The sequence below is a fragment of the Paraglaciecola sp. genome, from assembly GCF_039943935.1.
Classification (GTDB): domain Bacteria; phylum Pseudomonadota; class Gammaproteobacteria; order Enterobacterales; family Alteromonadaceae; genus Paraglaciecola.
On sequence record NZ_JBDUZQ010000006.1, the window covers coordinates 276,272 to 300,414 of the forward strand.

The following is a 24,143-nucleotide window of genomic DNA, read 5'->3' on the forward strand; positions in this document are numbered from 1 at the left end:
TCACACTATAAGTGCTCTCTTTAATTACCTTAAAACTTTTGGTCAATTACAACCGCATTGTGAGCATGAAGGCTTTCTTGGTGTTCTACTTTAAACCAATAATCCTCTATAAAACTCATTGTATCTAATCCTCTTTTTATGTTGCGTGCTGCATCTTCACAAAACATTAAATTCTCTGCATTCAACTTTGCGAAGGCTTGCTCATCAAGCCTTTTTACCGCGGTTTGTACTGGCGTGCCAATGATATCCTCAAGATTAAAAATAAACTTCGAAAACTCTGGCCAGTCATTATCACCTACACAGAGTTGAATATATGCAAATGACCTTTGACTATGTGGAGTAGCAACTGTGCCTTCTGGCGACTCTATCCACTCCAACAAATGAGATTTTTCAATCATCTCATTTTGATATTTACTATTTATCGCGTCAGCATAAAGCTGACGCGCCAGCGATGCTGAGCATGGGCAAGTACTTGAATAAGGTATAGTGAGGTCTAATTTACAAGAAAACCCCTTACTTGTTTTTTCTGCATTAATAGTCATGGGGTAAGACTGAAAACCACTTTCACCACTTAATAATGCTGGCTTCTTAAGCAGTGCATCAAACGTTAGTTCTAGCTTTGCTTCAAAACCAATTCCGTTTTGCGACTCGATGATTTCGTTTAATAGGGTTGCTATTGTCTCTTTATTACACTCTTGCTCCGCAAGATGATTAATAGCAAAGTGTAAACGGGACATGTGTATCCCTTTAGCATCTGCTTTCTCAAGGCTGACATAAACCTTAGCTTTAGCAGCAAATATTTGTTGTTTATCTTGTAAACACAGAGTTATCGGTACTGCGATGCCCTCCATTCCTACCCACTTTAGTAATGAAGGGGCATCTATAACGGAGTCTGAAGTTACATCGGGTAAAACACGGCTTTGCAAAATATAGATCCTAAATTATCGATTAAACATGAGTCGCATAGAAGAATTCGCTTTATCATTAATCTGATTACCATCGAAAACTTGTTGGCCGTTGACCCAAGTACTTTGGATTTTTGATGAAAATTGATGCCCATCAAAAGGTGTCCAACCACAGTGGTAATGAGTGTTATTATGGCTCACTTTTGTAGTTTTATTTGTATCTACTAATACTAAATCAGCAAAATATCCTTCACGAATATAGCCTCGTTTTTCTATGCCATAGCGCTTAGCTGGGTTATGCGCCGTTTTTTCAACCACTTGCTCCAAGCTCAGTCGATTATGCTTTACATGATCAAACAAACTTAATAGTGCATGCTCAACCAAAGGCAAACCTGCTGGAGCTTGAGAATAATCGGTTTGTTTTTCTTTCCATGTATGAGGAGCATGATCGGTAGCGATAATATCAATCTGATTGCTATGTATAGCCTTTATCAGCGCATCACGATCATTTGCAGATTTTATAGCTGGGTTACATTTTATTAAGTTGCCTAAACGAGGGTAATCCTGATTACTAAACCATAGGTGGTGAACACATGCTTCTGCAGTAATATGTTTGCTTTCAATAGGCCCGGACTCAAAAAGCGCTAATTCTTTTTTGGATGTGATGTGTAAAACATGTAGTTGACTCTTATATTTCTTTGCCAATGCTACTGCATAGGAAGACGAGGCATAGCAAGCCTCTGTATCTCGAATAATAGGATGATCAGCTATATTAGGGGTACGCCCTTGACTATGAAATAACTCTAAATTGCTACTAATTATGGGACTACTTTCGCAGTGGGTTACAATCAATACTGGACTATCTCTAAAAATCGCATCTAACGCTTCAGGATGTTCTACCAATAAATCGCCGGTTGACGCTCCCATAAAAATCTTTACACCACAGTGCTGTTTTGGGTCGAGTAATTTAATTTGCTCTAAGTTGTCCTCGGTTGCTCCTAAATAAAAAGAATAATTAGCGACAGAATGCTGCGAAGCAATTTCAAACTTCTTCTCTAAAGCCTCAATAGAAGTGGTGGCTGGATTTACATTAGGCATCTCCATAAAGCTTGTAATACCACCCACAACAGCGGCACGTGACTCACTAAAGATGGTGCCTTTATGAGTTAAACCCGGTTCACGAAAATGAACTTGGTCGTCAATCATACCTGGTAATAAAAGCAGACCGTTTGCATCAATAACGTTATCTTTAGGTGACGCTAAAATTTCACTTTCGACTAGGCTAATGTGGTGGTTTTGAATCCTTACATCACCTTCAATCGTTTTACCCTCATTGACTATTTGGGCGTTTTTTATAAGCGTAGACTGTGTCATATACTCGCATCTCCACAAACCATCACTTCTTTATTTTCGATATCTACATCAAAATAAAAACAGTTTGGACGACCAGTGTGACAAGCAGGGCCAGTCTGTTCGACCTGGCAAAGCACAGTATCTCCATCACAATCAAATGATATAGAAACAAGGAGCTGTGCATTTCCGCTCGTTTCACCTTTTACCCATAACTTTTTTCGACTACGTGACCAATATGTCATCTTTTTAGTAATCAAAGTTTGCTCTAACGAATGTTTATTCATCCAAGCAAACATCAACACTTGTTTAGTCGATACATCTTGCGTGATCACAGGGATCAAACCTTGTTCATTAAATGCTAAATGACTAACAACTTCCGATAATTTTAATAACGTTCGATCAGACAACTTTTCTCGTGCCTGAAAATATTCATTCTTCATTCTGAAACACCCTAATTTTAGTGAGCTAATACACCCATATCAACGTCTAATTAAGACTAAATATTTGACCTTCAAAAATTTAAGAGGTCTTTGCGCAAATACATTTACTAATGATTTGCTTGATAAACCTTTTAAGCTTGACTCGAAATACAAGCATCACATATACAGTTCATTTCTAGTTGAGGACTATCAAGGCAAAATCCTACTTTCTCTACGTTTCTCTGAAGTCCTGTCATGACTGATTTGTCTATATGGATTTCTTTCACTTTTTGACATTTAACACAAATAAGAAACTGAGACACTAGGTGCTTGTAGTTGCAGTTTATGTGTTCGCATGCAACATACTTATTCAATAGGTCTAATTTATGAACCAACTCCTGATCTTTAAGGAATTCTAAAATCCGATAAATAGACATAGGTTGTAATGTTTCACCAAATTCTTTTTTACAAAAATCTATTAACTCATAGGCAGATAACGCTCTTTTTGAAAGTACTAACCCCGATAGCACTCTTTGACGCTTAAGGGTTAAACGGGAACCATTATTTATACAATGTTTCTCTGCATGAGCAATAACTTGTTTTAAGTTCTGCATGTCCTTATCTTGCTACTTTTGCCTTCCCACCACCAAATGTTATGTTATATTATAACGCTTTCAATTAAAACCTTTTAGCACTAAACGATATAACGCAGCTCATGCCTGCATAGATTACTTTCTCTACGTAGTTCTGGCCTTTCATTTTTAGGAGTGCATTTAAGTGAGTGTTTGTACTCCCCATCCTTGTTACCATTAAATCACCATATGTCATTGAGGCATATTCACCTAAGTATGATTAAAGGACACAAGATGAAAAAAGCACTCACAATTATTGCCATATTAGTATGTATAGCCGTGGCGGGAGTTTGGTATGTTATCAACGGTGCAGGAGGGATTATAAAGGCACAAATCGAACAGCAAGGTAACAAATACCTTGGTACAGAAGTCACTGTTTTAAGTGTTGAACTTGCCTTATCTGACGGCCGATTAACAATTAATGACTTAGACATTGAAAACCCTGAAGGGTTTAGTAACAAAGATGCGTTGAGTATTGACGCTATTACACTGGACCTTGGTGACATAACTGATGAACCCTATACAGTACAAACCATAAGCATCACAGCACCAGAAATGCTCTATGAAATAGATGCCAATGGACAAGGTAATTTGATCGTACTGAAAAACAATATTCAAAAGAATCTACCTACGAGTACTAGTGCCCCACAGCCCGAAGCTACTACAAGTGATACGCCGTCTCCTCTTGTGATTGTTGAAAACGTCACCGTTAGCGATTTACAACTACAACTTAATTTTGAAAATCTAGATATAGGGGATTATGAATTAGATACCAAAGCCTACAAACTAACACTACCAACGTTTAGTGCGGGCTCAATAGGTAATCCAAGTGGCATTCCAGCCGATCAAGTAGGCCTAGCGATAGCCAACGCTATGCTAGACAACGCGATAGCTGAAGCTAAAAAAGAAGCTAAAAATTTGTTGAAAGACAAAGCCAAAGAAAAACTCGATGAGGAAAAAGACAGGTTACTTGAAAAAGCTAGCGACAAATTAAAAGGTTTACTGAACTAAAGTAGTTTTTAAGCAGGTAAAGATTAAATTAAATGCCCATTTAACTTAGAAATAGTTAAGTCTATGGGCATTGTTACTATATTTTAAAGAAATGGCACACCTCTGTATTCAACTCTTGCTTCGCTTTTATTTAAGATGAACAACTGTAATGCGACACTCCACCTGCATCAAAATACGCTTGGGGTTTTAGGGTATTGTATTTTTGCGCAATTTCAACAGTTTGCTCATCAAAAGGCTGAGTTAATACTTGTTGTAACTCATGCACTATTGAGAAATCCCCCTCGCTTGCAAGCTTATACGCCGGAACCACCAACCACTCTCGCCACGTATATTTTGGGTTAACTTGTTGCATCATTTTAGTTACGAGCGACTTCTGATGTTTGTCTTCTCCAATATCCATTAATTCATGCCATTTTTGAAGCCATGTGGTCCATTTAACGGACAAGGTTTTGGTTAGAGGACCATAGAAACTTTTACTTAACGCTGTTATATCCTCTGAAATATTCGAAAGTTCACGGAAGAAAATAGTGTAATCCACAAAGGTTTGCCTCATGAGATCAAGCAACCCATTAAACAGTTCATCATCAAAAGACTTGAGCCCAAGTTTAGAAGCCCACATAGCTTCCATTTTGTGTCTCATAAGGTCATCGAACCCTTGATTTATATGTTCTAAGGATGCCAACGCAGCGGAGTCAGTTGCAAGTAACGGTTGCAGTGCTTTACAAAACATATCAAAGTTAGTTTTAGCGGCAGCCCCTTGATTGAAAAACGAAAAGTGTTGCCCTCCCCCAGTCCACGGCTGGTAATAGGGCTCAAAACATTCCGTAAAACCAAATGGACCATAATCAAGTGTATAGCCACCACATGCACAGTTATCACTGTTAAAGTTTCCTTGGCAATAACCTACCCGCATCCAATGACTGATTAAGGTAGTCAAGCGTTCACAAAAGGCCTGTGATAATTGTAAAACTTGCTCTGTAATGGGTAGTTCTCGATTGACTTCTAATGAGTATTCGCGCTCAATCAAATGTAATACTATTACCTCTAACTCTTTAAGCGCATTTTCATGTGCGTTGAAGCGGGCGCGACGGCCAAATAGTTCTAGTTGACCCACTCGCAAAAACGATGGCGCGACTCGAGTAGAAATGGCAACAGGGTTAGTGACATTTCTATCTGGATTTGTGGCATATGAACCTTCAGAATACCAAGGGCGCATAACTTGCTCTGACGCAGATACAAACAAGCACAATGAGCGGGATGTCGGAACTCCTAAAGCATGCATGTGCTCCTGAGCTAAAAACTCTCTAATACTCGAACGTAACACCGCCCTGCCGTCACCTCCTCGACAATAAGGTGTTGGCCCTCCCCCTTTTAGTTGCATTTCCCACCGGTTGCCATTGATCACAGCCTCGACAACAGACATTGCGCGACCATCACCATAACCATTACCTGTTCTAAATGGACATTGCTGAATATATTCAGTGCCATAGATAGAAAGCGCATAACCTGTCGCCCAGCCCACTGGTCTCATGGGTGCTGGCACTTCAGACACATCACCAGAGAACAACCGAGTAAAAGCTTTAGTTTTCGCTAGGACATCATCAAACCCTAACTCTGCAAAAAAGGATTTACTGTGAGCCACATAAATGGGATTAGCTAAGGGCGTAGGCTTAACGGGTACATAGTGTCCAGAAAACACCTGCCTAGGTTCATAATCATCACCCGTTAAGGTGGCATCGGGATCACAATTAAGATTATCCAGTAATGAATAATCCGTTAGGTTAGCGAGATCATCAAGAGTGAAAACCCTGACTGGAATATCCGGATTTGGTTGGTTAGGCATGCTACTCAAACACCTTCTTAATCATTATTTTATGAAAAATAGTATATTTCATTTAGCGCAGTCATTCTTACAATTTTAAAATGGTTGAAAAGAATACGATAAAAACTTTAAGCTAAACGATAATATAAAAAGGCCGGCCATCAGTCATTTGGCAGAATCAATAAATACTGCCTTTTATAAACGTTGTTTCCCGCCTTCGATACTAAGCTCTATAACGGCGAGAGATTATTGGTGCCAATAACAAGTAAAACACCCAAGCAAACCAAGAAATAAAAATCACAGCTAAGATCCATGCAAACTTTTCTCTGCCGCTTGTTCGGTCAGAGACACTTATAGCAATGATAGGTATGCTCCAAAGTACTAAAAAAACGATAACACATAAAAATGAAAACATTTTACTACTCCTATTATACCAACATTCAACAAATACACGGTTGGATTAATTATAATGAGCAACAAATGCACCAAAAAAGTAAAATAACTATTATTCAATAACTTACATGCACTCATATAATATTGAATCTGTAGATTTTGCTAAAAAATACGTTTTTAAACCAAATATTGAGAACTAAGTATAAATCAACTCAGCCACATAGTGTTTATGCTTCTGAATTTCTTCATCGGTCAAGCCTTTGAGCTCATATGGAAAAACCAACCAGTCTTCAGTTTCGTGCAAACAAAAATCAGGTTTTATAGTGGTACGCTGGTAACTTGGTCTGTTAAACAAAGTTGCAATTTTTACTTCTTTCGGAAAATTTCGTTTTAACTGCCCCTTTAGCCTCTGAATAGTCGCATCAATACTGTGGCCTGAGCTATATACATCATCAACAATCAACAAAGAGTCTTCTTCATTTAAGTTTTCGATTAGATATTGAGTACCATGAATACGAATATTTTCTGGCTCTGCCAGCATAGACTCATAGCTTGGCAAACCTCTATAAGAAGTGCGAATAGATATATGGTCAGTCTCAACACCTAATGTCTGCAAACATTCCTGAACATAAATACCAACAGCACTACCGCCTCGCCATAACCCAACAATAAATGTAGGACGATAGCCTTGTTCAAATATTTGTACCCCAAGGCGGAAGGAATCTTCAATTAACGTGTTCTCATCAAGAAAAACTTTTTTCATACTCATATCAACTTTCTTGTTCAGGCAGATAGCTTTATTATAAGGCTTATATCGTAATTAATTCGACACATTATGAGGTTCTAATGGAAAAAACCTATCTAACTGGGGAGCAATTGCTAGCTGATTCTTTCAAGCTTGCTAAGCTAGTTTTTGACAGCGGATACCGCCCTACTTTTATTATAGCTGTTTGGCGTGGCGGAGCCCCTATTGGAATTGCAGTGCAAGAATTTTTAAGTTATCAAGGCATTGAGACAGATAATATCGCCATTAGAACCTCATCTTATGCGGCAGGTATAGATAACCAATCTCGAGAAGTAAAAGTACATGATCTCAATTATTTAATAAAAAAAGTACAACATACTGACAAGCTACTTATTGTCGATGATGTGTTTGATACCGGCCGTTCAATTGAAGCCATTATCAAAAACCTACAAGAAAAAACCCGCTTAAATATGCCACAAGACATACGTGTGGCAGTGCCTTTCTATAAACCAACCCGTCGTGAAGTAGACCGAATTCCAGACTACTACGTACACGAAACAGCAGCTTGGCTTAAGTACCCCCACTCTTTAGAAGGACTGAGCGTAGAAGAAATGGCAGAACATAGGCCAGAACTTTACGATATTGTAAAAAATCACCTACCTTAACCGTAGCTTTTAATCCACCTAAAAATGTAAAAGTCGTATTTTTTAAAAATTATTTTTAAAGTGCAGTAAAATAAGCTACACCATTAAATTTACGACTCAAACGCTATACAATAACTATATCTACAATTATAAAAACAAGAGGTACCACATGCTTTCCAAATGGCGATTAACACTTTGCACATTTTTACTTTTACCCTTATTTGTCGCATCACAAGCGAGTGATGAGCCAGACATCTTTGTGATTTCTAAAGAAGTAAAAACAAACTCAAACATGCTAATGCAAAACGCACAACATAGTGATTTGGCACTAGATATTATTGAATCTATAACAACTGAAGTAGGACCACGTTTAGCTGGTACACCACAAGAAGCAAAAGCGAGAAAATGGGGAATAGCAAAGCTTAAAGCCCTTGGATTTGAAAATGTAAGAGAAGAACCTTTTGAATTAGATTTATGGACACGTGGTCGCTCGGTATACGAAGAGGTAATATTAACTAAACCTTATCCTCAACCATTATATGCTATTTCATTAGGTGGTGCCGCTGCCACACCTGAAGGAGGTGTTGAAGCTGAAGTCGTTTATTTTGATAGCTATGACACATTAAAATTAGACAATAAAAGCGATTTAACTGGAAAAATTGTATTTATCGGTGACCGCATGACCGCAGCTCGAACGGGTGAAGGTTACGGCTGGGCCAATAGAAAACGTCGAGATGCTTGGATAATGGCAGAAGACCGAGGTGCTGTCGCTCTATTCATTCGCTCAGTTGGCACATCAACAAACCGGTTTGCCCATACTGGCATGATGAGCTTTCCTGAAGGAAGGCGTCCTAATATTCCTGCCCTAGCAGTTTCAAACCCAGACGCAGACCAAATTCAGCGTATTTATGCTGAAGGCGACACCATGAGTATACGCTTAAAAACTTATGCTGGGTGGCGTGGCAAAACCATGTCTGGCAATGTAATAGGTGAAATAGTTGGCAGCGAAAAACCAGAAGAAATAGTAATAATTGGTGGACATCTTGATAGTTGGGACACAGCAACGGGTGCCCTTGATGACGGCGCAGGTGTTGGTATCACAATGGCAGCGGCTAAACTGATAGGCGATTTACCTAAAGCGCCTCGCCGTACAATAAGAGTTGTATTATTTGGCGCTGAAGAAGTAGGCCTAGTTGGCGCACGCGCTTATACAGCAGCACGTATCGCAGACGGTACACTGAAAAATCATGTCATAGGTTCAGAGTCAGATTTTGGCGCACGTGAAGTTTGGCGTTTTAGTTCCAACGTAGCTGAAGATGCACTACCTGCAATTGAAGCAATTTGGCGTGAACTAGCCCCCCTTAGCATTATTCGCGGAAATAACAAAGGCGGCGGCGGGCCCGATATGTCGCCACTCAAGGCTGCAGGTATGCCGGTAGCTAGGCTTGATCAAAATGGAGAAGACTACTTTGAATTTCACCACACGCCTAACGATACATTTGACAAAATAGACCCAAAAGAGCTTCGTCAAAACGTAGCAGCATGGACAGTTTTCACCTACCTTGCAGCTGAACTAGATGTAGATTATCGAAAAGATAAAAATAAGGCAGATAAAGAATAATATTCTTGCAGTATGCAAACTAGCATCATTTCAAAAAGCTCCCACATAGGGAGCTTTAATGAATTTAAATGCTTTTAAGGCTTTGGGCACAATACGGCTAAGTATTTTACTAAGGCATACAAAACAAAATACCAAGGGAAGTGCCAATACACAAAAGGTACTAAGTTGATAATAAACAGACACTCTAGGGATGAACCACACAGTTCACAGATGACCCAACCCAGCTAATTATTGCAAAGCGTTACCAATCCCTATAGCAACAGTCGATAATACCAACGCTGCGATACCGCAAAATAATAATACCCGACTCTTACGATTACTGCCTTTCCATTCCATTAAAGCAATGCCCCAAATGGTTGAGAAAATAATGATGCTGGCCATATGTAACGTCCAACTTGAAAATTCATATTTCCCCATATGACTTTCGCCCATGGTGTACATGAAAAATTGGAAATACCACAGCGCACCACCACAGGCCGCAAGTAAGTAATTTCGCAGCATAGTAGATGAAGCCAAAGTAGATTTACCACCTTCAACCTTGCCAATAAACTCTCTGCCTGTGCGATTTTTAATAATAAGGTAACAACACCAGACTAAATTGGTGGTTAAGCCGCCAGCTAATACTACGCACAGCACAGGCAACCCCTGCCACAAATGGTCAGTTCCAGCTTGTAAGGTTAGCTCTCGAATAGGTTTGCCTGCGGCAATACCAAAAGCAAAACAACTCGACATCACACCAGAAAAAAGCGCAATACCAATACCTTTTTTCATATCAATGCTGTCTTTGGTTTCAGTTGTAGGCTGGTTTTTGTTCTTTTCAGCTGTAGCTTTAGACACAAGTACCACCCCACCAAGGGTGATAAACACACCTACGAAAGCAATTTGTCCACTAATGGTAGATAACACATCGCCTATTCTGCCAGCTAGTATGGGCGGCCCTAGTGTACCTATAACAGTTGTCAGTCCTAACACGATAGCCATACCAGAAGAGATACCCATGTACCTTACTGCCAAGCCAAAGGTTAAGCCACCAAAGCCCCAACCAGCTCCCCACAAATAGCACTCTTGAAGTGTACTCATTGGCGTATCGGCTAACACCCCAAACAAATCTTCAGTCTGAATAGCAGCAAAAAACCAAGGGCAAACTAACCAGCTAAATATACCGCCAGTTAGCCAGAACACTTCCCATGACCACCATTTTATTTTCTTATAAGGGACATAAAAACTGGCTGAAAAAAGCCCTCCTAACCAGTGAAAAACCACACCTAACAACGGATTTGCTACCACAATATTTATCCTTTTTTATGCCTGTTATCTCACAAGCTGGGGTTAATATTTATCGTTTAAGGTTTTGACCTGCCACACGCTAAGCGAGAGTGTGACTGCCGATATCTGTTAATTTGTTGCAGCCTGACAGCGCCATAGCCACACGCATTTCATTTTCAAAAATAGTCAGCACATCAAGTACGCCTTTCTTTTTTGCAGCCGCCAAACCATAAACCCAAGGTCTGCCCAGCATCACAGCATCTGCACCTAACGCCAGCGAACGAACAACATCCACTCCGGTTCTAATGCCGCTGTCCATGAGAATACGAATATCACCTTGCACTGCATCTGCAATTGCAGGTAACGCACGGATTGAAGACAAGGCACCGTCTAGTTGTCGTCCACCATGGTTAGACACAATGAGGCCATCAGCGCCTAGCTTTGAAGCCTCTTTAGCATCTTCAGGATCGAGTATGCCTTTAATGATTAATTTCCCAGGCCATTTGGCTCTAATCTGTTCCAAAGTCTTCCAGGTAACACTGGCATCAAAGTTTTGATTCAACCAACTCCAAAACTCATCAATACCTGCATTTTCGCCCAACACAGGTGCAATATTGCCTAAAGAATGAGGGCGCCCCATGACACCAACATCCCATGCCCATGCAGGGCTAAATGCTGATTGTATAAACCTCGTACTCATGCGCCGCAGCTTACTACCACCAGACAAACCAGAACGAATGTCACGATAACGAGTGGCAGGCACTGGCATATCCACGGTAAATACTAAAGTGTCAGTACCAGTTAGTTTGGCTCGTTCAAGCATGGCATCCATAAAACCGCGGTCTTTGATCATGTAAAGTTGAAACCATATGGGAGCTTGTGTGCCTTGACGCACTTCTTCAATTGAACAAGCCGACACAGTTGATAAACAAAAAGGCACATTTTTTTGTTCGGCCGCCTGAGCCGCTAATACCTCTCCACGTCTTGCGTTTAAACCTGCAATGCCTACTGGTCCTAAAATAATCGGCAAGTCCCATTTTCTATCAAACAAAGAAACCGACGTGTCTACTATGGATATATCTCTGAGTACTCGCTGTCGCAGTGCAACTTGTTGAAAATCAGCAGTATTATTACGCAGGGTCGTTTCGCTAAACGCCCCGCCATCTATATATTCAAACAGATATTTCGGTAAACGTTTTTTAGCAAGTAATCTGTAGTCATCTATATTTGCAGGGATCAATGCTGAGGCCTCAAGGTTATAAGTTAATAAAAAACGTAAGCAGAATACGCTTGCGCATACAGCTTAACTTCTTGGGATTAAACAATCCCTGAGGCATTACCAGCCACAGCCGGACGTAACTTAGCGACTGTTTGGCGATATCCCGACTGACGATATGTAGCGATAGGGTCAATCGCACCGCCATCTCGATACCTAGCCATGGCTAAAATGGCAGAGACATCTAAATTGAAGGCTTTCTTCAGTTCGCTACTCGCCATCATGGCGTCGTTCGCATGTTGATATCCGTATAATGCATCGCGGTCAATCAACAAGGCTTTTATGTAGGAACGCTGCACTTCTGCTGCTGAATTCATCAAGCTTTCAATCGGATCAGTGACATTGTGTGACTGGTCCAGCATATAGGTTGGGTCAAAACCGTCTTGTTTTCTGGCTTGCGCATCGACTAGCTCATTGAAAATCAAAAATTGCTGATAAGGGTGAAGTGAACCGCTGTCTAAATCATCATCACCATATTTACTGTCGTTAAAGTGAAACCCTCCTAATTTTTTAAATTGAATTAAGCGAGACACTATCATTTCAATGTTCACATTAGGTGCATGATGGCCTAAATCCACTAGTGATTTACACTTAGGGCCAAGATGCATTGCCGCCAAAATATTACTGCCCCAGTCTTGGATCACCGTTGAATAGAAAGCAGGCTCAAACATTTTGTGCTCGATATGCATTTCCCAATCGTTTGGCAGCTCAGCATATATTTTCTCCATACTTGCTAAGTAACGCTCAAAGCTATGCTGAAAATGTTGCTGCCCCGGATGATTAGAGCCATCACCTACCCAAACAGTAAGGCTTTTGGCACCTAAGGTCTTACCGTATTGAATAACATCGATATTATGTTGAATAGCTTGCTCTCGGGCATCTTGGCTAGTATGACTCAGACTGCCATATTTATAAGAATGCTCTTGACCGATTTGATCTTGAAAGGTATTTGAGTTCACCGCGATCCAAGACAAACCTAGTGCGTCAGACCGATGTTTTAAATCGGTAAAGTCGTCCACTTTATCCCACGGAAAATGTGGCGACACACTATTAGTACTTTGAGATAAATCGTTGATCACCGCGCAATCTTCCAATTTATCATAAATGTTTCTAGGTTCACCCACCCCGGGAAAACGCGCAAAGCGAGTCCCCCCAGTGCCGGTTCCCCAAGAAGGTACTGCAATCTGAAACGTTTGAGCAGCTCCTGTCAGTTGTTCAATGTCTTGACCTGTACGCGATAACCTTTCACCTAAGTAGTCATAATCTTTCTGCAAATCAACTAGATGTTTTTGGTTAACCTCGTCGATAAAATCTTTATCAATTCTGTTCATTGTCATCTTCCTATAGTCTTTACTAGCGCAAAAACGCTTCATGCAAACCGCCATCAACGCTGATGACTTGTCCGGTAGTTTTACTAAGTTGGCCTGAAATTAATAAGTAGGCCGCTTCAGCTTGATCAGCCGGTGTAATGGGTTGTTTTGTTAACGTTCGCTGGGCATAAAACTCTGCCAACTTAGTACGCAAAGAATCGGTCTCTTCACATTCTTCGAATGCAATATCGTACTTACTCAAAGACGAAATCACCCTATCACGGGGAAACATAGTGCTACCCTGCACTACCGTTGCAGGTGCTAATGCATTCACATTTACCATAGGCGCAAAACTCACAGCCAACTCTCTTACTAAATGATTAGCAGCAGCTTTACTGGTGTCGTAGGCAAGTGATCCTGTTTTCGAAACTGCAGCATTAACACTCGTGGTGAGTACCATTGAGCCTTTAAGGTTCTGCCTTTGCCAAATAAGGTTAGCTTCAGACCCCATCACATAACCGCCTTTCACGTTAACTGCAAAACTAGTATCAAATATTGAATCGTTACGCTCATAATCATCGCCCTCAGCAATAAATACCCCAGCAGTGATGATCAAATTATCGAAACCGCCATACGCTTGTATGACCTGCTTGAAAAGAGTTTGTACACTCTCCCTTGAAGTCACATCAACCTCTAGCGCAATCGCCGGACCACAGCTCGATATGCCCGTTCCAGCCACACCAATACCCTGCCCATATATATTACTTAGCTCATTAGCTGTGTTTTGAGCCGCATCTATACGTAAGTCAGCACAAATTACATGCGCACCTTCCCGTGCAATTCGATGCGCAGTAGCTTTTCCAATACCGTCACCGGCACCTACCACAACAACAACATTTCGAGCCAATGTTTTTTCAGCTGGCATGCGCTGTAATTTAGCCTCTTCAAGGTCCCAATATTCGATATCAAATGCTTCTTGCACGGGTAAAGCTATGTATTCACTTATCGCCTCAGCACCCCGCATAACTTCAATTGCACAGTTATAGAATTCGGCAGTTACCCTAGACTCACTTTTGTTCTTACCCCATGCAATTAAACCAATACCAGGAATAAGCACAACGGTAGGACTAGGATCACGCATAGCAGGTGAATCTTCTCGCTTACACTGGTTGTAATAGTGTGCGTAATCAACACGGTATTTTTCTAAAGCTACTTTGAACTGGGTGATTAATGACGTTAAGTCACCTTCTTCTGGATTAAAATCAACAAATAAAGGTTTAATTTTGGTGCGTAAAAAATGATCGGGACATGACGTACCCAACTCACTTAATCGTTTCGCATCCACACTATTTACAAAACGTAATGTATCTTCATCTGTTTGTAAGGTACCAATGAACTTCACCTTTTCAGACAGTAACCCACGAGCAATTGGTAAAAATTGATGGAGTAGCTCGTTGGTTTGTTCTGCATCTAGGCTGTGGTATTTTTGACCACCAAAGGTTTGCGCGCCTTTATCATGTTGTTCGATGTAACGTGCGGCTGTTTCTAATACCCACAAAGACATGTCATAACACCCTTTACTCTCGCTGGCCCAACTCATATGGCCATGCTGCCCGAGTAAGATGCCGTCAATACCTGGGTTTTTCTCATAAGTTTCTTTACATAAAAGCGCAGTTTCCCAACCGGGCCGCATCCAAGGAACGTAAGCTAATTTTCCGCCCCACACTTTTGCAGTGAGCGCTTCTTGATCTTTACAAGAGGCAATGGCAATCACAGCATTAGAGTGCATGTGGTCGATATGTTTTTCGGGGATCATTGAATGCAATGGCGTGTCAATTGACGACGCCCTCGGATTCAAATTGAAATTGCAGTGCTTAAACATACCTACCATTTCATCTTCGGCCGCCGTTTTATAACCTTTTACTTCTTGTTTTTGATACAACTCATCTAAACCTTGAAGTTTCTGTTCATATAGTGACGAAAAATTCTCTTTCTTCGAAGTGCGTAAATCGCCCCCCGAACCTTTCACCCACAACACTTCGACTTGTTCACCGCTTAATGGGTCGGTTTCCATTAATTTGGCAGAGGTGTTACCACCACCAGTGTTGGTGATGCGTTGATCTTCCCCTAGTTTATTGGAGCGATACACTAAATTTTCGACAGGTTCTAGTTTGTCTGCAACCTCATCTTCCCAAAGATAGTTAACATGTTGGTAGTCAACTGGACGAAATCCCATAAATAGCTCCTGATTTTTACGCTCTATGATAAATATAAACAAACAACTAACATTTAGTATACATCTTTTTCAATCAAAAACAGTCATTACCAGCCAATTAAAAGTTATTTTTTGTAAACTGCGTGGGTATAAGAATAAAAAGGCGTTTAAAAAAGAGTCAATAGAAGTGAAAATTGTTAATAATAAAAAAAAAAGCAACGTGAAGAGCCGTTTTGAACAAGAAAGAGGCGTGGGGCAATACAACGACCGAGTCGCTCATGAGTTATGTTTAACCAAGCCATACTAACAGTAAACCATTCTGAACTGACACTATGGTTTTATAATTAAATTGTTGGTATGCCGTTAATAAAGCGCTGACACTTAGCTGACAAGAATTTCACCTAACAACTTTAGTTTAAATACCACAAGGCATAACGATGACTAGCCCAAAAACAATGATAAACCTACAAGCTTTGGGCATATTGGTTTTTCTTCGACAAATATTGATACTACTAGTTAGTGTGTTGAACCTTTAGTGGTAGCCACCAGACGGCCATGAACCACAGTTGATGCTAAGGCATAAAGTTCGGGAGTAATGCCTAAACACTATTCTCCATCAACAATCACTACCTTAATTCCGGCCTTTTCAAAAGCATCAAGCGTACTTCCATCCGCCAGACTATCGGTAATCACCATATCCACATCTGCCAGCGCACTAAAAATAAGATTCCCTTTCACCCCAATTTTCGAACTATCAGCAAGCACAATTAACTTTTCGGCACGTTTGCGTAGTTTTTGTTCGGCACGAATAAGCAAAGGATCGGTTTCCATCACACCAAATTCACTAATACCAGGGGTGCCCATAAACATTTTACTACCGTGGTAATTCTGCGTAGTGTCGTTATCAAATGAGCTTAAAATGATACTTTGCTTTCGATAAATTTCACCGCCTGGCAAGGTGATTTGGTTTTCACTATTCTCTAACAATTCTTGGGCGAGAACAAAGGAGTTAGTCAAAATGTTCATTTTTCTATGGCGTAAAAATTCTGCCATCATATAGGTAGAACTACCACCGTTAATAATGATTGATTCATTATCGGCGCAAAGCTCAACCGCTTTTTGTGCAATCGAGCGTTTGATATCTGTATAGCGTTCTTTAGATGCTAAAAACGCACTGCCTGAAATCTTACGAGCAGGTTTTTCACTGGCGGCTAGAACTTCTGCGCCGCCTCTGATTTTTTTTATTTTTTTGCTGTTAGCTAACTTTATTAAGTCACGCCTGATGGTGGCTTCAGACGCATTAAGCTGTTCGCAAAGCATTATCACACTGGCGTAGGTGTTTTCTTCAAGTAACTCGACAATCAGTTGTTGCCGTTGTTTTTCTAACATCAATACACCCTTAATAAAAAAATATTCAGTAAAAATAATAAAAATTTAGTTAACTGCTTAATGTAAAGCCTGTTACTTAACTAATTCTAACCAATGTTGTTTATATGCTGTCAAATGCTTAAATTCGCTAGGCGCACATAAAGTATGCCCCATTGTTGCTTGATGATCCCCCCACTGAGTTAATAAGGCAGCTCCGTCAACAGTACCACTACCATTACCCGACAACATAACGCGTTGAGTACCACGAAGTTGCGCCAATATTTGGCACAGTAACCGGTTTTGCAAAAATGCACCTTCAATATAGATGTTGCCAACCGCTGATAACTGGCTAAGTTGATAATCAATCATTAGCGCACAATACAGCGTGGCAATTGCTTGAGCATACTGGCTTTTTTGTGGCGCTTGAATAATCGGCACCATACCACCAAAAGGCCCGTTACCTTCACTAAAATCGGGGGTAACCATATATAAATGATCCAATACAAACTGTAAGGCTTGAGCAGAACTGTCTTGTTCAATGTCGCCACCTAGTTGCGCGCAAATGCTTTCGTATTCTCGGCCACCCATAAAACGAGCACAGGCAACAGGGTTACCTAATATATCAACGTTGGCCAACATATCTTTATGTTCATCCAAGTTGGCAGCCTTATTGGACGACATCAAAATCGTCCATGTGCCAGTAGATAGCACAGTAAAAGGCTCGTTGTTACTTGTTGAGCTTTCGGCTTGGTTAGATAAATAACGCAGATAACTGGCGTTGCTATCATGTACACCAGCGTACACCTTGCATTTAGCACTGAGACCAGTTTGCTGAGTAACGTTAGATTGTACGTGACCAATTTTTGACCATGCTGGTACAGGCTCCCCTAGTAAGGTCTGCCAACACAATTTAGATACTAAAGACGAATAACTACGTTGAGATGGAGACCATAAGTCTGTATGGCACCCCAAAGACGTAACCTCAGTACAACATAACCCTGTTAGTCGCCACACCCAGTATTGTGGGTACATGAGGATATGAGTGGCCTTGGCAAATTCAGCTGGAAACGAACCATTTAACCAAACAAGTTGTCGCCCTAGGTTTAAACCAGCAGGCAACGCAGGTGAATGAGTTTCGTTAAAGGCTGGGCGTAACAGCTCATACTCTTGTTTAAAATCATTTATCTCATCAAACTCATAATCTAAAACGGGCAACACTAAGCCATTTTCGTTATCGAGTTCAGAGTTAATTATAGCCGCTGTAGCGCCATGAGTTGTGACTACAATGTCGGTAATGTCTTGGGTGATTGACCAACTATTTAAGGTAGTAACCAACCACATCCAAATAGCATCAACATCGGCTCGAGGGTAAGGAGCACCGAGCTTAACTTGGTTCTTATTTTTAGCTTCTAAAAGGCTAGTAAACTGCGAATCTAGTACCTGTAGTTTGATATGGGTTTTACCTATATCAAACACTAAGATATGTTTTTTATTCACGCCCATCACTCAAAACCAATCAATTTAAGTCACAATAGATAGGATATTTACATTCTTCATGTAATTTGTCTATTACAGAAAGTCTTTACAATGTTTGAAATATGAAATTGAGATAACTAGAGTGGCTTTCTGATTAAGCCTTTTTTTAGTGGCCTTTGAGGAGCAGCCATAATAATACAGTGTATTAGCTGTAAGCGATGACTTAACAGCCACTATGACAGATAAAGTATACGACTTAGCTCAGAGACTTGGATTGACCTTGAAAAAGCCGTCAAAAGACGACAAATAACTATTGAGCAACTAGAGGCTCATATGTGTTAGCCGGCATTTAAGCGCAACCAATTCAACTGTTCAATATAACCTTTCTGACTGTAATTAGTTGAATATAAATTCATAAAGCCATGCAAGTAAGGTGTTTTAATTATTTTTACATTCTGTTTTCTAGACAATTCAGTCTGTAACTCCAAAACATCGAAGTGATCTTCCTTCTTAGGAAAGATCAATTCCACTTCAAACGATGGATTGATGTCTTTAAAATTTCTAATTTGGGAACCATAGTAGCAAATTCCGCGTTCTATATTTTTAACTGATAATTTTTCAGATAACTTCCAAATTATAGAAGCTCCAATACTAAAACCGATTAAGGAGCTAATTGACTCTAATGACTCAGTCATTTTTAGTAGTTTTGATAAATACTCTTCAAGCCCTACGTGCTCGATAAAGTATGAATATGCCTCAGCTTCATTTTTGAAGTTCATATTCATCCCATTATAAGGATCTACGATAACCTTAGCGTTTAGCTCTTCACTTAACTTTATTAAAGCAGGAGTTTTACCAAATACATCCGAAACTAAAATCATATTCCTATGCCTATGTTTGGCTAGTTAACGCCACAAGCAGCGGAAAACACGAACGCTTTGGCGCAGCCAGTGAGTGATTTTCCGATGGCTTGGTTTGTTATGTGTGTAATATCTATTTACAGCCACAATGCACACATTTGTTAGTAAAAGGGTTGATTACCAAGCGATTAATAAAAAATCTCTTGTTACAGTAAGAACATTTAGCATAAAAAACAGGCAGCTGTATAGCAATGACCAATAGACCAATTATTAATACAATTTGTAGATAATTATTGCCATATTCAAAGTTAGAAGCAGAGGCAAACCAAAACAATATAAATGCCACCACAGACACAGTGTAAATATTGCGTTTCTTGCGCAATTTCCCTGCATTATTTAAATTGGTTTCATTCAAAATGTTCATGCCCATATTTCAACAACACATAACGTCTTGCTCAGCGGAAAATGCGAGCACCAACGAGTAGTTTTTCCGATGCAGCAACTTGTTAGATGTTTATATTTTGATGCCAAACTAAGGTACAGCAAGTACTGCACAGTTGCATAGATCGTCACTTTCAAAAACAGTTAAGTCACCAGCATTTAGCTCAGGTGCTGGAAATAAACGAACAGTTAAAGGCTTATTTAAACGAAATGCCATAGTTCCAGTATCTCTCATAAGGGCACTTATTTTTTCTATTGATGTATTTCCAGGAATAGGAACGGTATCTAAACCTATACCGCAAACAGCACTATAGGTTAACAGCGATCGAATATCATAGTGTGATTTTAATGTCCCATCTGCAAGCCCTGTATCTTCTGTTAGAGCTAACATTAAGCCTGAAAAGCCAAGCAGATTAACCCCCTGTAATGACTTAAATACTTTTGTTAATAACGAAGATGCTTCAACTGTTCCAGAGGCTCCAAAGTATTCAACTCCCATCTTTTCATAAACTGTAGTCATACTTTCACAGTCTTTTGATGGTGCAGCCGAACTATCAAAACCAGAAAACTTAAAATCATTACTTAGATTTGCACGTTCAATAATGTTGTTAATTTCTGAAATATGAAATTGAAGAGCTTTGCTCATCACTTCGTAGTAATGGCTATATTGTTCATTATGGTTAGAAAATTGAGTACTCTTATTAGACTCAGAAAGAACTTTAACAAGTAAGTCGGGTGTTTCTAAGCCGATTACAAAACAATTACCCAATTCTTTTTTGTGATAACTTGCTGGGAAATATGGAATTAGCGGGGCGCAGTTAAAATTAACGGTGAAATTAAAGTTACCTTCTCCTCTTGGTGTAATTTCACTAATTTTCTTTACTGCTTTAGAAGAGTTAATGATTTTTTTATTATCTAATACTCCATTACTATCAAGGTCTACGTTTACACATATATTGCACAAGTCCCCAAATTCTTTAATTAATTCTGGAACGAGTGAAATTTCATGTGAAGTCTGAGCTTCGCCAATTGCAAATCTTATGCGTATACCTGAAGTTTTCAAATTCTTAAGAATACTACTAATATAGCTTAAATCATCTCTCGCACTCTCTATGTTCTTTGTATTTAAATATTCACCGAAAGGGTTTGTTACGATTCTATTTGTTTGAACGATGTAATCAGACTTTTGAAGAGTATTCGTTGCCTTTTCACAAAACTCTGAAGCATTTTCAATTTGGCCTTTCCAGTTATTTCGGTCGTTATCTAATGATATAAAAGTTGTTACTGTTCTTACTTTACATAAGGTTTTATCTTCAAAAGCTCGGGACATAGTTAATTCTCAAGTTGTATTCGTCTAACGCCACAATAAACGAGCGGAGCGTGGTATTGTGAGCAAAGCGAACCACGCTTAGCGGAGTCCGGTTGATTGTTTTGTTAAATGCGCCTAGCACGATACTACCGAGAATGCCGAACCAACAGCATTGGCTATACCGTTTATTACTTCTGTTGTGACTCTAGCTTTATTGAGAGCAATGTCTACCAACACACAAAATATTACCGCTATATACGCCAAGTACCCAAAGCCCATATAGTCATTATACAGAATGGTGTAGAACCAATCTTGGCCAAATATGTATATGGCTGATGATAAAATAGTAGCTGTGAGTAATAGTGCTCCAGGTACAAACAGGTGGGCAATCGTTTTTGGTTTGGCTAAGGAAACAGCCACTAGAATTAAAAACATTAAGAGGTTTGAGCCAAGAAAAATACGAAGATCAAATTTTAAATTGCTAACTATTTCGAGGTACTTCCCCTTTATGAGATCACCTAGGGTATCTTGCGCGATATTAATACTTTTAATCCGATCCAAATATCCGGACGTAATAGACTGAATTAGGGCCTTTTTACGCTCACAATCATAACCACACATTGAAGCGATAATACTAGAGATTTTCTCAGGGAGATCGTTGTCGAGATCCTTTTGGAGTTGTTCAGATTCTACTCCAAGCCTATCCGCTATAGTTAGAGCCTTGCTCGCAAAGCTAGATTCGTTAATAAGCTGCTGCTTTTCCAGCACTTCTTTTTCTATCTGGTATTTAACGAACCCTTTTGCGGACTTTTCAATTGTTGCCGGCGATACGTATGTAACTGCGAATAAAATACCAAACAGTAATATCCCAAATAATCCGATTGATCGTAACGTGATACTCATAGCTTCCTTAGCATTTAACACCCCAAGCAGCTGAAAACGCGAACGTTTTGGCTCAGCCAGTGAGTGGTTTTCCGATGGCTTGGCTTGTTAGGTTTACTTTGATAATACAACAGATTTCCCCACATCTAAGCCACAATCAGAACCGTAGCCAGCGACTAAATAACCGTTTGGCCCTTGTTTTAAATTCGTAGTGTAAAAAACTACTTTTTTACCGTCTTCCTCAAATATTGCTAGTTGCGAAGAAAGAGTGGGTTGATCCTTTTTACCTAAATACAATAAAACAGAGTACAGTTGTTTATTCTCAATAGTGCTTGGGAATGTAGCTAAGACTGCGTAACCATCTCCATCCTTAGACTTTTTAATTTCTACATTGATCATAGAATCGTACTTTTCATTCCATTCTTCGAAAGTCTGTTCACTTATCATGCAAGTTGTTCCAACAGCGTTGAAACTAAACAAAACAATCAGATAAAAAACTCTCATAACTATCGAAATCCTATGGTAAACATAACGCTTCGAATAGGCGTCGCGTGCTGTTTGCGCGTCGGCCCTAATTTGTTTGTTAAGTGCCTAATGCACCAAACAATTCAATCTACTATTTTTACGACGATTTCCGAAATGCATTTGGTACCACAAACTGCGCAATTACCGCTTATAAATTTTCGCGCATCTTCAATGTATAACTCTGGATTAATCATTCCTAAATCCGCTTCAGAACATTTATCGCACCAAGTATCTTCAAGGAAAATTTTTCTCTCAACTTCATCTAAGGAGCAAAAATCTAAAACTTGCTTCATAATTTCCCTGGGCATTTAACGCCCAATTAATGGGCTAAAAATAGTAAGCCAAAAATAGCGAGGCACGAGCATCGGCCTGCTGTTTGTGTCCCGTTGAATTGTTTGTTATACAACTATTTCACCCGAGTATAAGTAAATATATTTTCAGATGACAAACTTTTATAAACAAGCTTATTATCACTTATATTAGTAATCTGATAAGTATCATAATTATATGCATTATTAGGGTCTACAGGAAAAAACTCATCGTTTTCAATAGAGCCTCTGTACATCGTGAAATATATTCCACCAGAAACACCCCAAAAACCGAATTCTTTTTGTTTATATGAAACTTCTGATTTTTCATTTAAAACGATAAACTCAACTACATACCTGCTATCAGATCGCCTATCCATAATCGTTTTACGAACACCACCTTCTTTAGTTGGTTGTGAGGATTCCCATTTACCGATAAATGCCGCTCTTTGTGCCTTCTTATCTTGAGTTAGACTAGGTTTAACCGCTGATATCTCACCTGAAGCAAATGCATTAAAAGCCAAAGCTAACGTAAATATTAATGATAATTTATTGATAAACACCGAACCTTCCTTAGTTGTATAACGCTTTTAGCGGTCCAGCCCGAAGGGCAATCGTTGACAAACTTGTTAGGTGTTTTTGCTTGGCACATTATCTATTTGAACCTTGGCGCACAGAATTGACATAACCCGCGTTCGTCCAGCTCCATTTCAGGAAACATATTCTCAAAATTTACCTTTGGAATATTATCCGGAGTTTCTGGGTCCCAGCCGTACTGGCTGCAGGCTGCGCACTGCCTTATCCATTTCCTGGTTCTCGGATCTTTCAGGAACCACTCTTGAGTTTTAGTTTCAGTTCTCATGGACACCTAACGCCCAATTAACAGGCAAATAATTGTTGGCTAAAATAGTGAACGAAGTGAACAAAAGCCAACTGTTATTTGTCACTGTTAAATTGCTTGTTATGTGTTTGATTTACCGAAGATATGTAAACACAATAAACCCTATCGCGCACCATAATAAGAAGCCAACAAAACGAACAAAAACCTTTGAATGATTGTTTGGATTAAATGACATTGGATCGGATTTAGCAGGATAACTACCAAAGGTTATAACTTTTAAGACAAGCCAGCCAGAATAATAAAGTAAAGGCCATAATGTATACGCTAATATTTCACCTAGCGTATAAAAGAAACCTTCTACTACTGCTTCAATCATAAATTAATCCTTTAATATTTAGGCTGTCACCCAAACTACAAAAACACATAACAGTATATTAGCCAGACCGCACGTTTAAGCCACTTTAGGAATAAACAGAATAATGATTCTGGCAATTAATTTATTTCATCTTTTCATATACTTA

Annotated in this window: 23 protein-coding genes; 3 read left to right on the forward strand and 20 right to left on the reverse strand. The window is 39.6% G+C overall.

All coding sequences use genetic code 11. From position 1 onward, the window contains the following. Positions 1-29 precede the first annotated feature (29 nt). The 4 genes from folE2 to ABJD71_RS04720 form a co-directional block, all read right to left on the reverse strand. Positions 30-926 carry a GTP cyclohydrolase FolE2 gene (gene folE2 / locus ABJD71_RS04705; RefSeq protein ID WP_348165275.1) on the reverse strand — a complete coding sequence of 299 codons (897 nt, stop codon included), beginning with the start codon at positions 924-926 and terminating at the stop codon, positions 30-32. 15 nt (positions 927-941) lie between these two features. Beyond that, on the reverse strand, positions 942-2,279 hold the full coding sequence (locus ABJD71_RS04710; RefSeq protein WP_348165278.1) for a dihydroorotase: 1,338 nt from the start codon (positions 2,277-2,279) through the stop codon (positions 942-944). Beyond that, positions 2,276-2,698, reverse strand: a complete 423-nt coding sequence (hisI, locus tag ABJD71_RS04715) for a phosphoribosyl-AMP cyclohydrolase (protein ID WP_348165281.1) — start codon at positions 2,696-2,698, stop codon at positions 2,276-2,278. Before hisI ends, ABJD71_RS04710 begins: the two co-directional genes overlap by 4 nt. A 131-nt stretch (positions 2,699-2,829) precedes the next feature. Beyond that, positions 2,830-3,291, reverse strand: a complete 462-nt coding sequence (locus ABJD71_RS04720; protein ID WP_348165284.1) for a transcriptional repressor — start codon at positions 3,289-3,291, stop codon at positions 2,830-2,832. A gap of 252 nt (positions 3,292-3,543) precedes the next feature. On the opposite strand from ABJD71_RS04720, the gene ABJD71_RS04725 reads away from it, so the two are divergent. Continuing rightward, positions 3,544-4,320 carry a hypothetical protein gene (locus tag ABJD71_RS04725; protein WP_348165287.1) on the forward strand — a complete coding sequence of 259 codons (777 nt, stop codon included), beginning with the start codon at positions 3,544-3,546 and terminating at the stop codon, positions 4,318-4,320. A gap of 130 nt (positions 4,321-4,450) precedes the next feature. On the opposite strand, the gene ABJD71_RS04730 is transcribed toward ABJD71_RS04725, so the two are convergent. The 3 genes from ABJD71_RS04730 to ABJD71_RS04740 form a co-directional block, all read right to left on the reverse strand. Continuing rightward, entirely contained in the window at positions 4,451-6,163 is a 1,713-nt protein-coding gene (locus tag ABJD71_RS04730; RefSeq protein WP_348165290.1) for a protein adenylyltransferase SelO family protein, read from the reverse strand. Between the two features lie 202 nt (positions 6,164-6,365). Beyond that, a complete protein-coding gene (locus ABJD71_RS04735; RefSeq protein ID WP_348165293.1) occupies positions 6,366-6,557 on the reverse strand; it encodes a hypothetical protein in 192 nt (63 codons plus the stop codon). A gap of 174 nt (positions 6,558-6,731) precedes the next feature. Continuing rightward, positions 6,732-7,304: a phosphoribosyltransferase gene (locus tag ABJD71_RS04740; protein ID WP_348165296.1), complete on the reverse strand. Its 573-nt coding sequence runs from the start codon at positions 7,302-7,304 to the stop codon at positions 6,732-6,734. A gap of 77 nt (positions 7,305-7,381) precedes the next feature. On the opposite strand from ABJD71_RS04740, the gene ABJD71_RS04745 reads away from it, so the two are divergent. Together ABJD71_RS04745 and ABJD71_RS04750 are read left to right on the forward strand one after the other, a co-directional pair. Beyond that, positions 7,382-7,945: a phosphoribosyltransferase family protein gene (locus tag ABJD71_RS04745; protein WP_348165299.1), complete on the forward strand. Its 564-nt coding sequence runs from the start codon at positions 7,382-7,384 to the stop codon at positions 7,943-7,945. Positions 7,946-8,093: 148 nt separating this feature from the next. Then, complete coding sequence (locus ABJD71_RS04750) at positions 8,094-9,545, forward strand: M28 family peptidase (protein ID WP_348165302.1); 1,452 nt, start codon at positions 8,094-8,096, stop codon at positions 9,543-9,545. A gap of 228 nt (positions 9,546-9,773) precedes the next feature. On the opposite strand, the gene rhaT is transcribed toward ABJD71_RS04750, so the two are convergent. The 13 genes from rhaT to ABJD71_RS04815 all read right to left on the reverse strand — a co-directional run bounded on the left by rhaT (position 9,774) and on the right by ABJD71_RS04815 (position 23,998). Continuing rightward, complete coding sequence (gene rhaT / locus ABJD71_RS04755) at positions 9,774-10,832, reverse strand: L-rhamnose/proton symporter RhaT (protein WP_348165305.1); 1,059 nt, start codon at positions 10,830-10,832, stop codon at positions 9,774-9,776. 79 nt (positions 10,833-10,911) lie between these two features. Next, positions 10,912-12,051 (reverse strand): FMN-dependent L-lactate dehydrogenase LldD, encoded by a 1,140-nt coding sequence (gene lldD / locus ABJD71_RS04760; protein WP_348165308.1) that lies wholly within the window; start codon positions 12,049-12,051, stop codon positions 10,912-10,914. 77 nt (positions 12,052-12,128) lie between these two features. After that, the gene (gene rhaI, locus ABJD71_RS04765) at positions 12,129-13,418 is read right to left on the reverse strand and encodes an L-rhamnose catabolism isomerase (RefSeq protein ID WP_348165311.1); all 1,290 of its coding nucleotides are present in this window, start codon (positions 13,416-13,418) and stop codon (positions 12,129-12,131) included. A gap of 22 nt (positions 13,419-13,440) precedes the next feature. Beyond that, positions 13,441-15,633, reverse strand: coding sequence for a bifunctional rhamnulose-1-phosphate aldolase/short-chain dehydrogenase (locus ABJD71_RS04770; protein ID WP_348165314.1), 2,193 nt, complete (start codon positions 15,631-15,633; stop codon positions 13,441-13,443). A 585-nt stretch (positions 15,634-16,218) separates the two neighbouring features. Then, the gene (locus ABJD71_RS04775) at positions 16,219-17,001 is read right to left on the reverse strand and encodes a DeoR/GlpR family DNA-binding transcription regulator (protein WP_348165317.1); all 783 of its coding nucleotides are present in this window, start codon (positions 16,999-17,001) and stop codon (positions 16,219-16,221) included. 72 nt (positions 17,002-17,073) lie between these two features. Further along, positions 17,074-18,477 (reverse strand): FGGY family carbohydrate kinase, encoded by a 1,404-nt coding sequence (locus ABJD71_RS04780; RefSeq protein WP_348165320.1) that lies wholly within the window; start codon positions 18,475-18,477, stop codon positions 17,074-17,076. Positions 18,478-18,794: 317 nt separating this feature from the next. Beyond that, positions 18,795-19,337: a hypothetical protein gene (locus tag ABJD71_RS04785; protein ID WP_348165323.1), complete on the reverse strand. Its 543-nt coding sequence runs from the start codon at positions 19,335-19,337 to the stop codon at positions 18,795-18,797. Positions 19,338-19,848: 511 nt separating this feature from the next. After that, entirely contained in the window at positions 19,849-21,087 is a 1,239-nt protein-coding gene (locus ABJD71_RS04790) for a DUF711 family protein (protein ID WP_348165326.1), read from the reverse strand. 114 nt (positions 21,088-21,201) lie between these two features. After that, entirely contained in the window at positions 21,202-21,969 is a 768-nt protein-coding gene (locus ABJD71_RS04795; protein WP_348165329.1) for a hypothetical protein, read from the reverse strand. 93 nt (positions 21,970-22,062) lie between these two features. Then, positions 22,063-22,395 carry a hypothetical protein gene (locus ABJD71_RS04800; RefSeq protein ID WP_348165332.1) on the reverse strand — a complete coding sequence of 111 codons (333 nt, stop codon included), beginning with the start codon at positions 22,393-22,395 and terminating at the stop codon, positions 22,063-22,065. A gap of 161 nt (positions 22,396-22,556) precedes the next feature. After that, positions 22,557-22,766, reverse strand: a complete 210-nt coding sequence (locus ABJD71_RS04805; protein ID WP_348165335.1) for a hypothetical protein — start codon at positions 22,764-22,766, stop codon at positions 22,557-22,559. 113 nt (positions 22,767-22,879) lie between these two features. Beyond that, the gene (locus tag ABJD71_RS04810) at positions 22,880-23,344 is read right to left on the reverse strand and encodes a hypothetical protein (protein WP_348165338.1); all 465 of its coding nucleotides are present in this window, start codon (positions 23,342-23,344) and stop codon (positions 22,880-22,882) included. 411 nt (positions 23,345-23,755) lie between these two features. Continuing rightward, on the reverse strand, positions 23,756-23,998 hold the full coding sequence (locus ABJD71_RS04815) for a hypothetical protein (protein WP_348165341.1): 243 nt from the start codon (positions 23,996-23,998) through the stop codon (positions 23,756-23,758). Positions 23,999-24,143 lie beyond the last annotated feature (145 nt).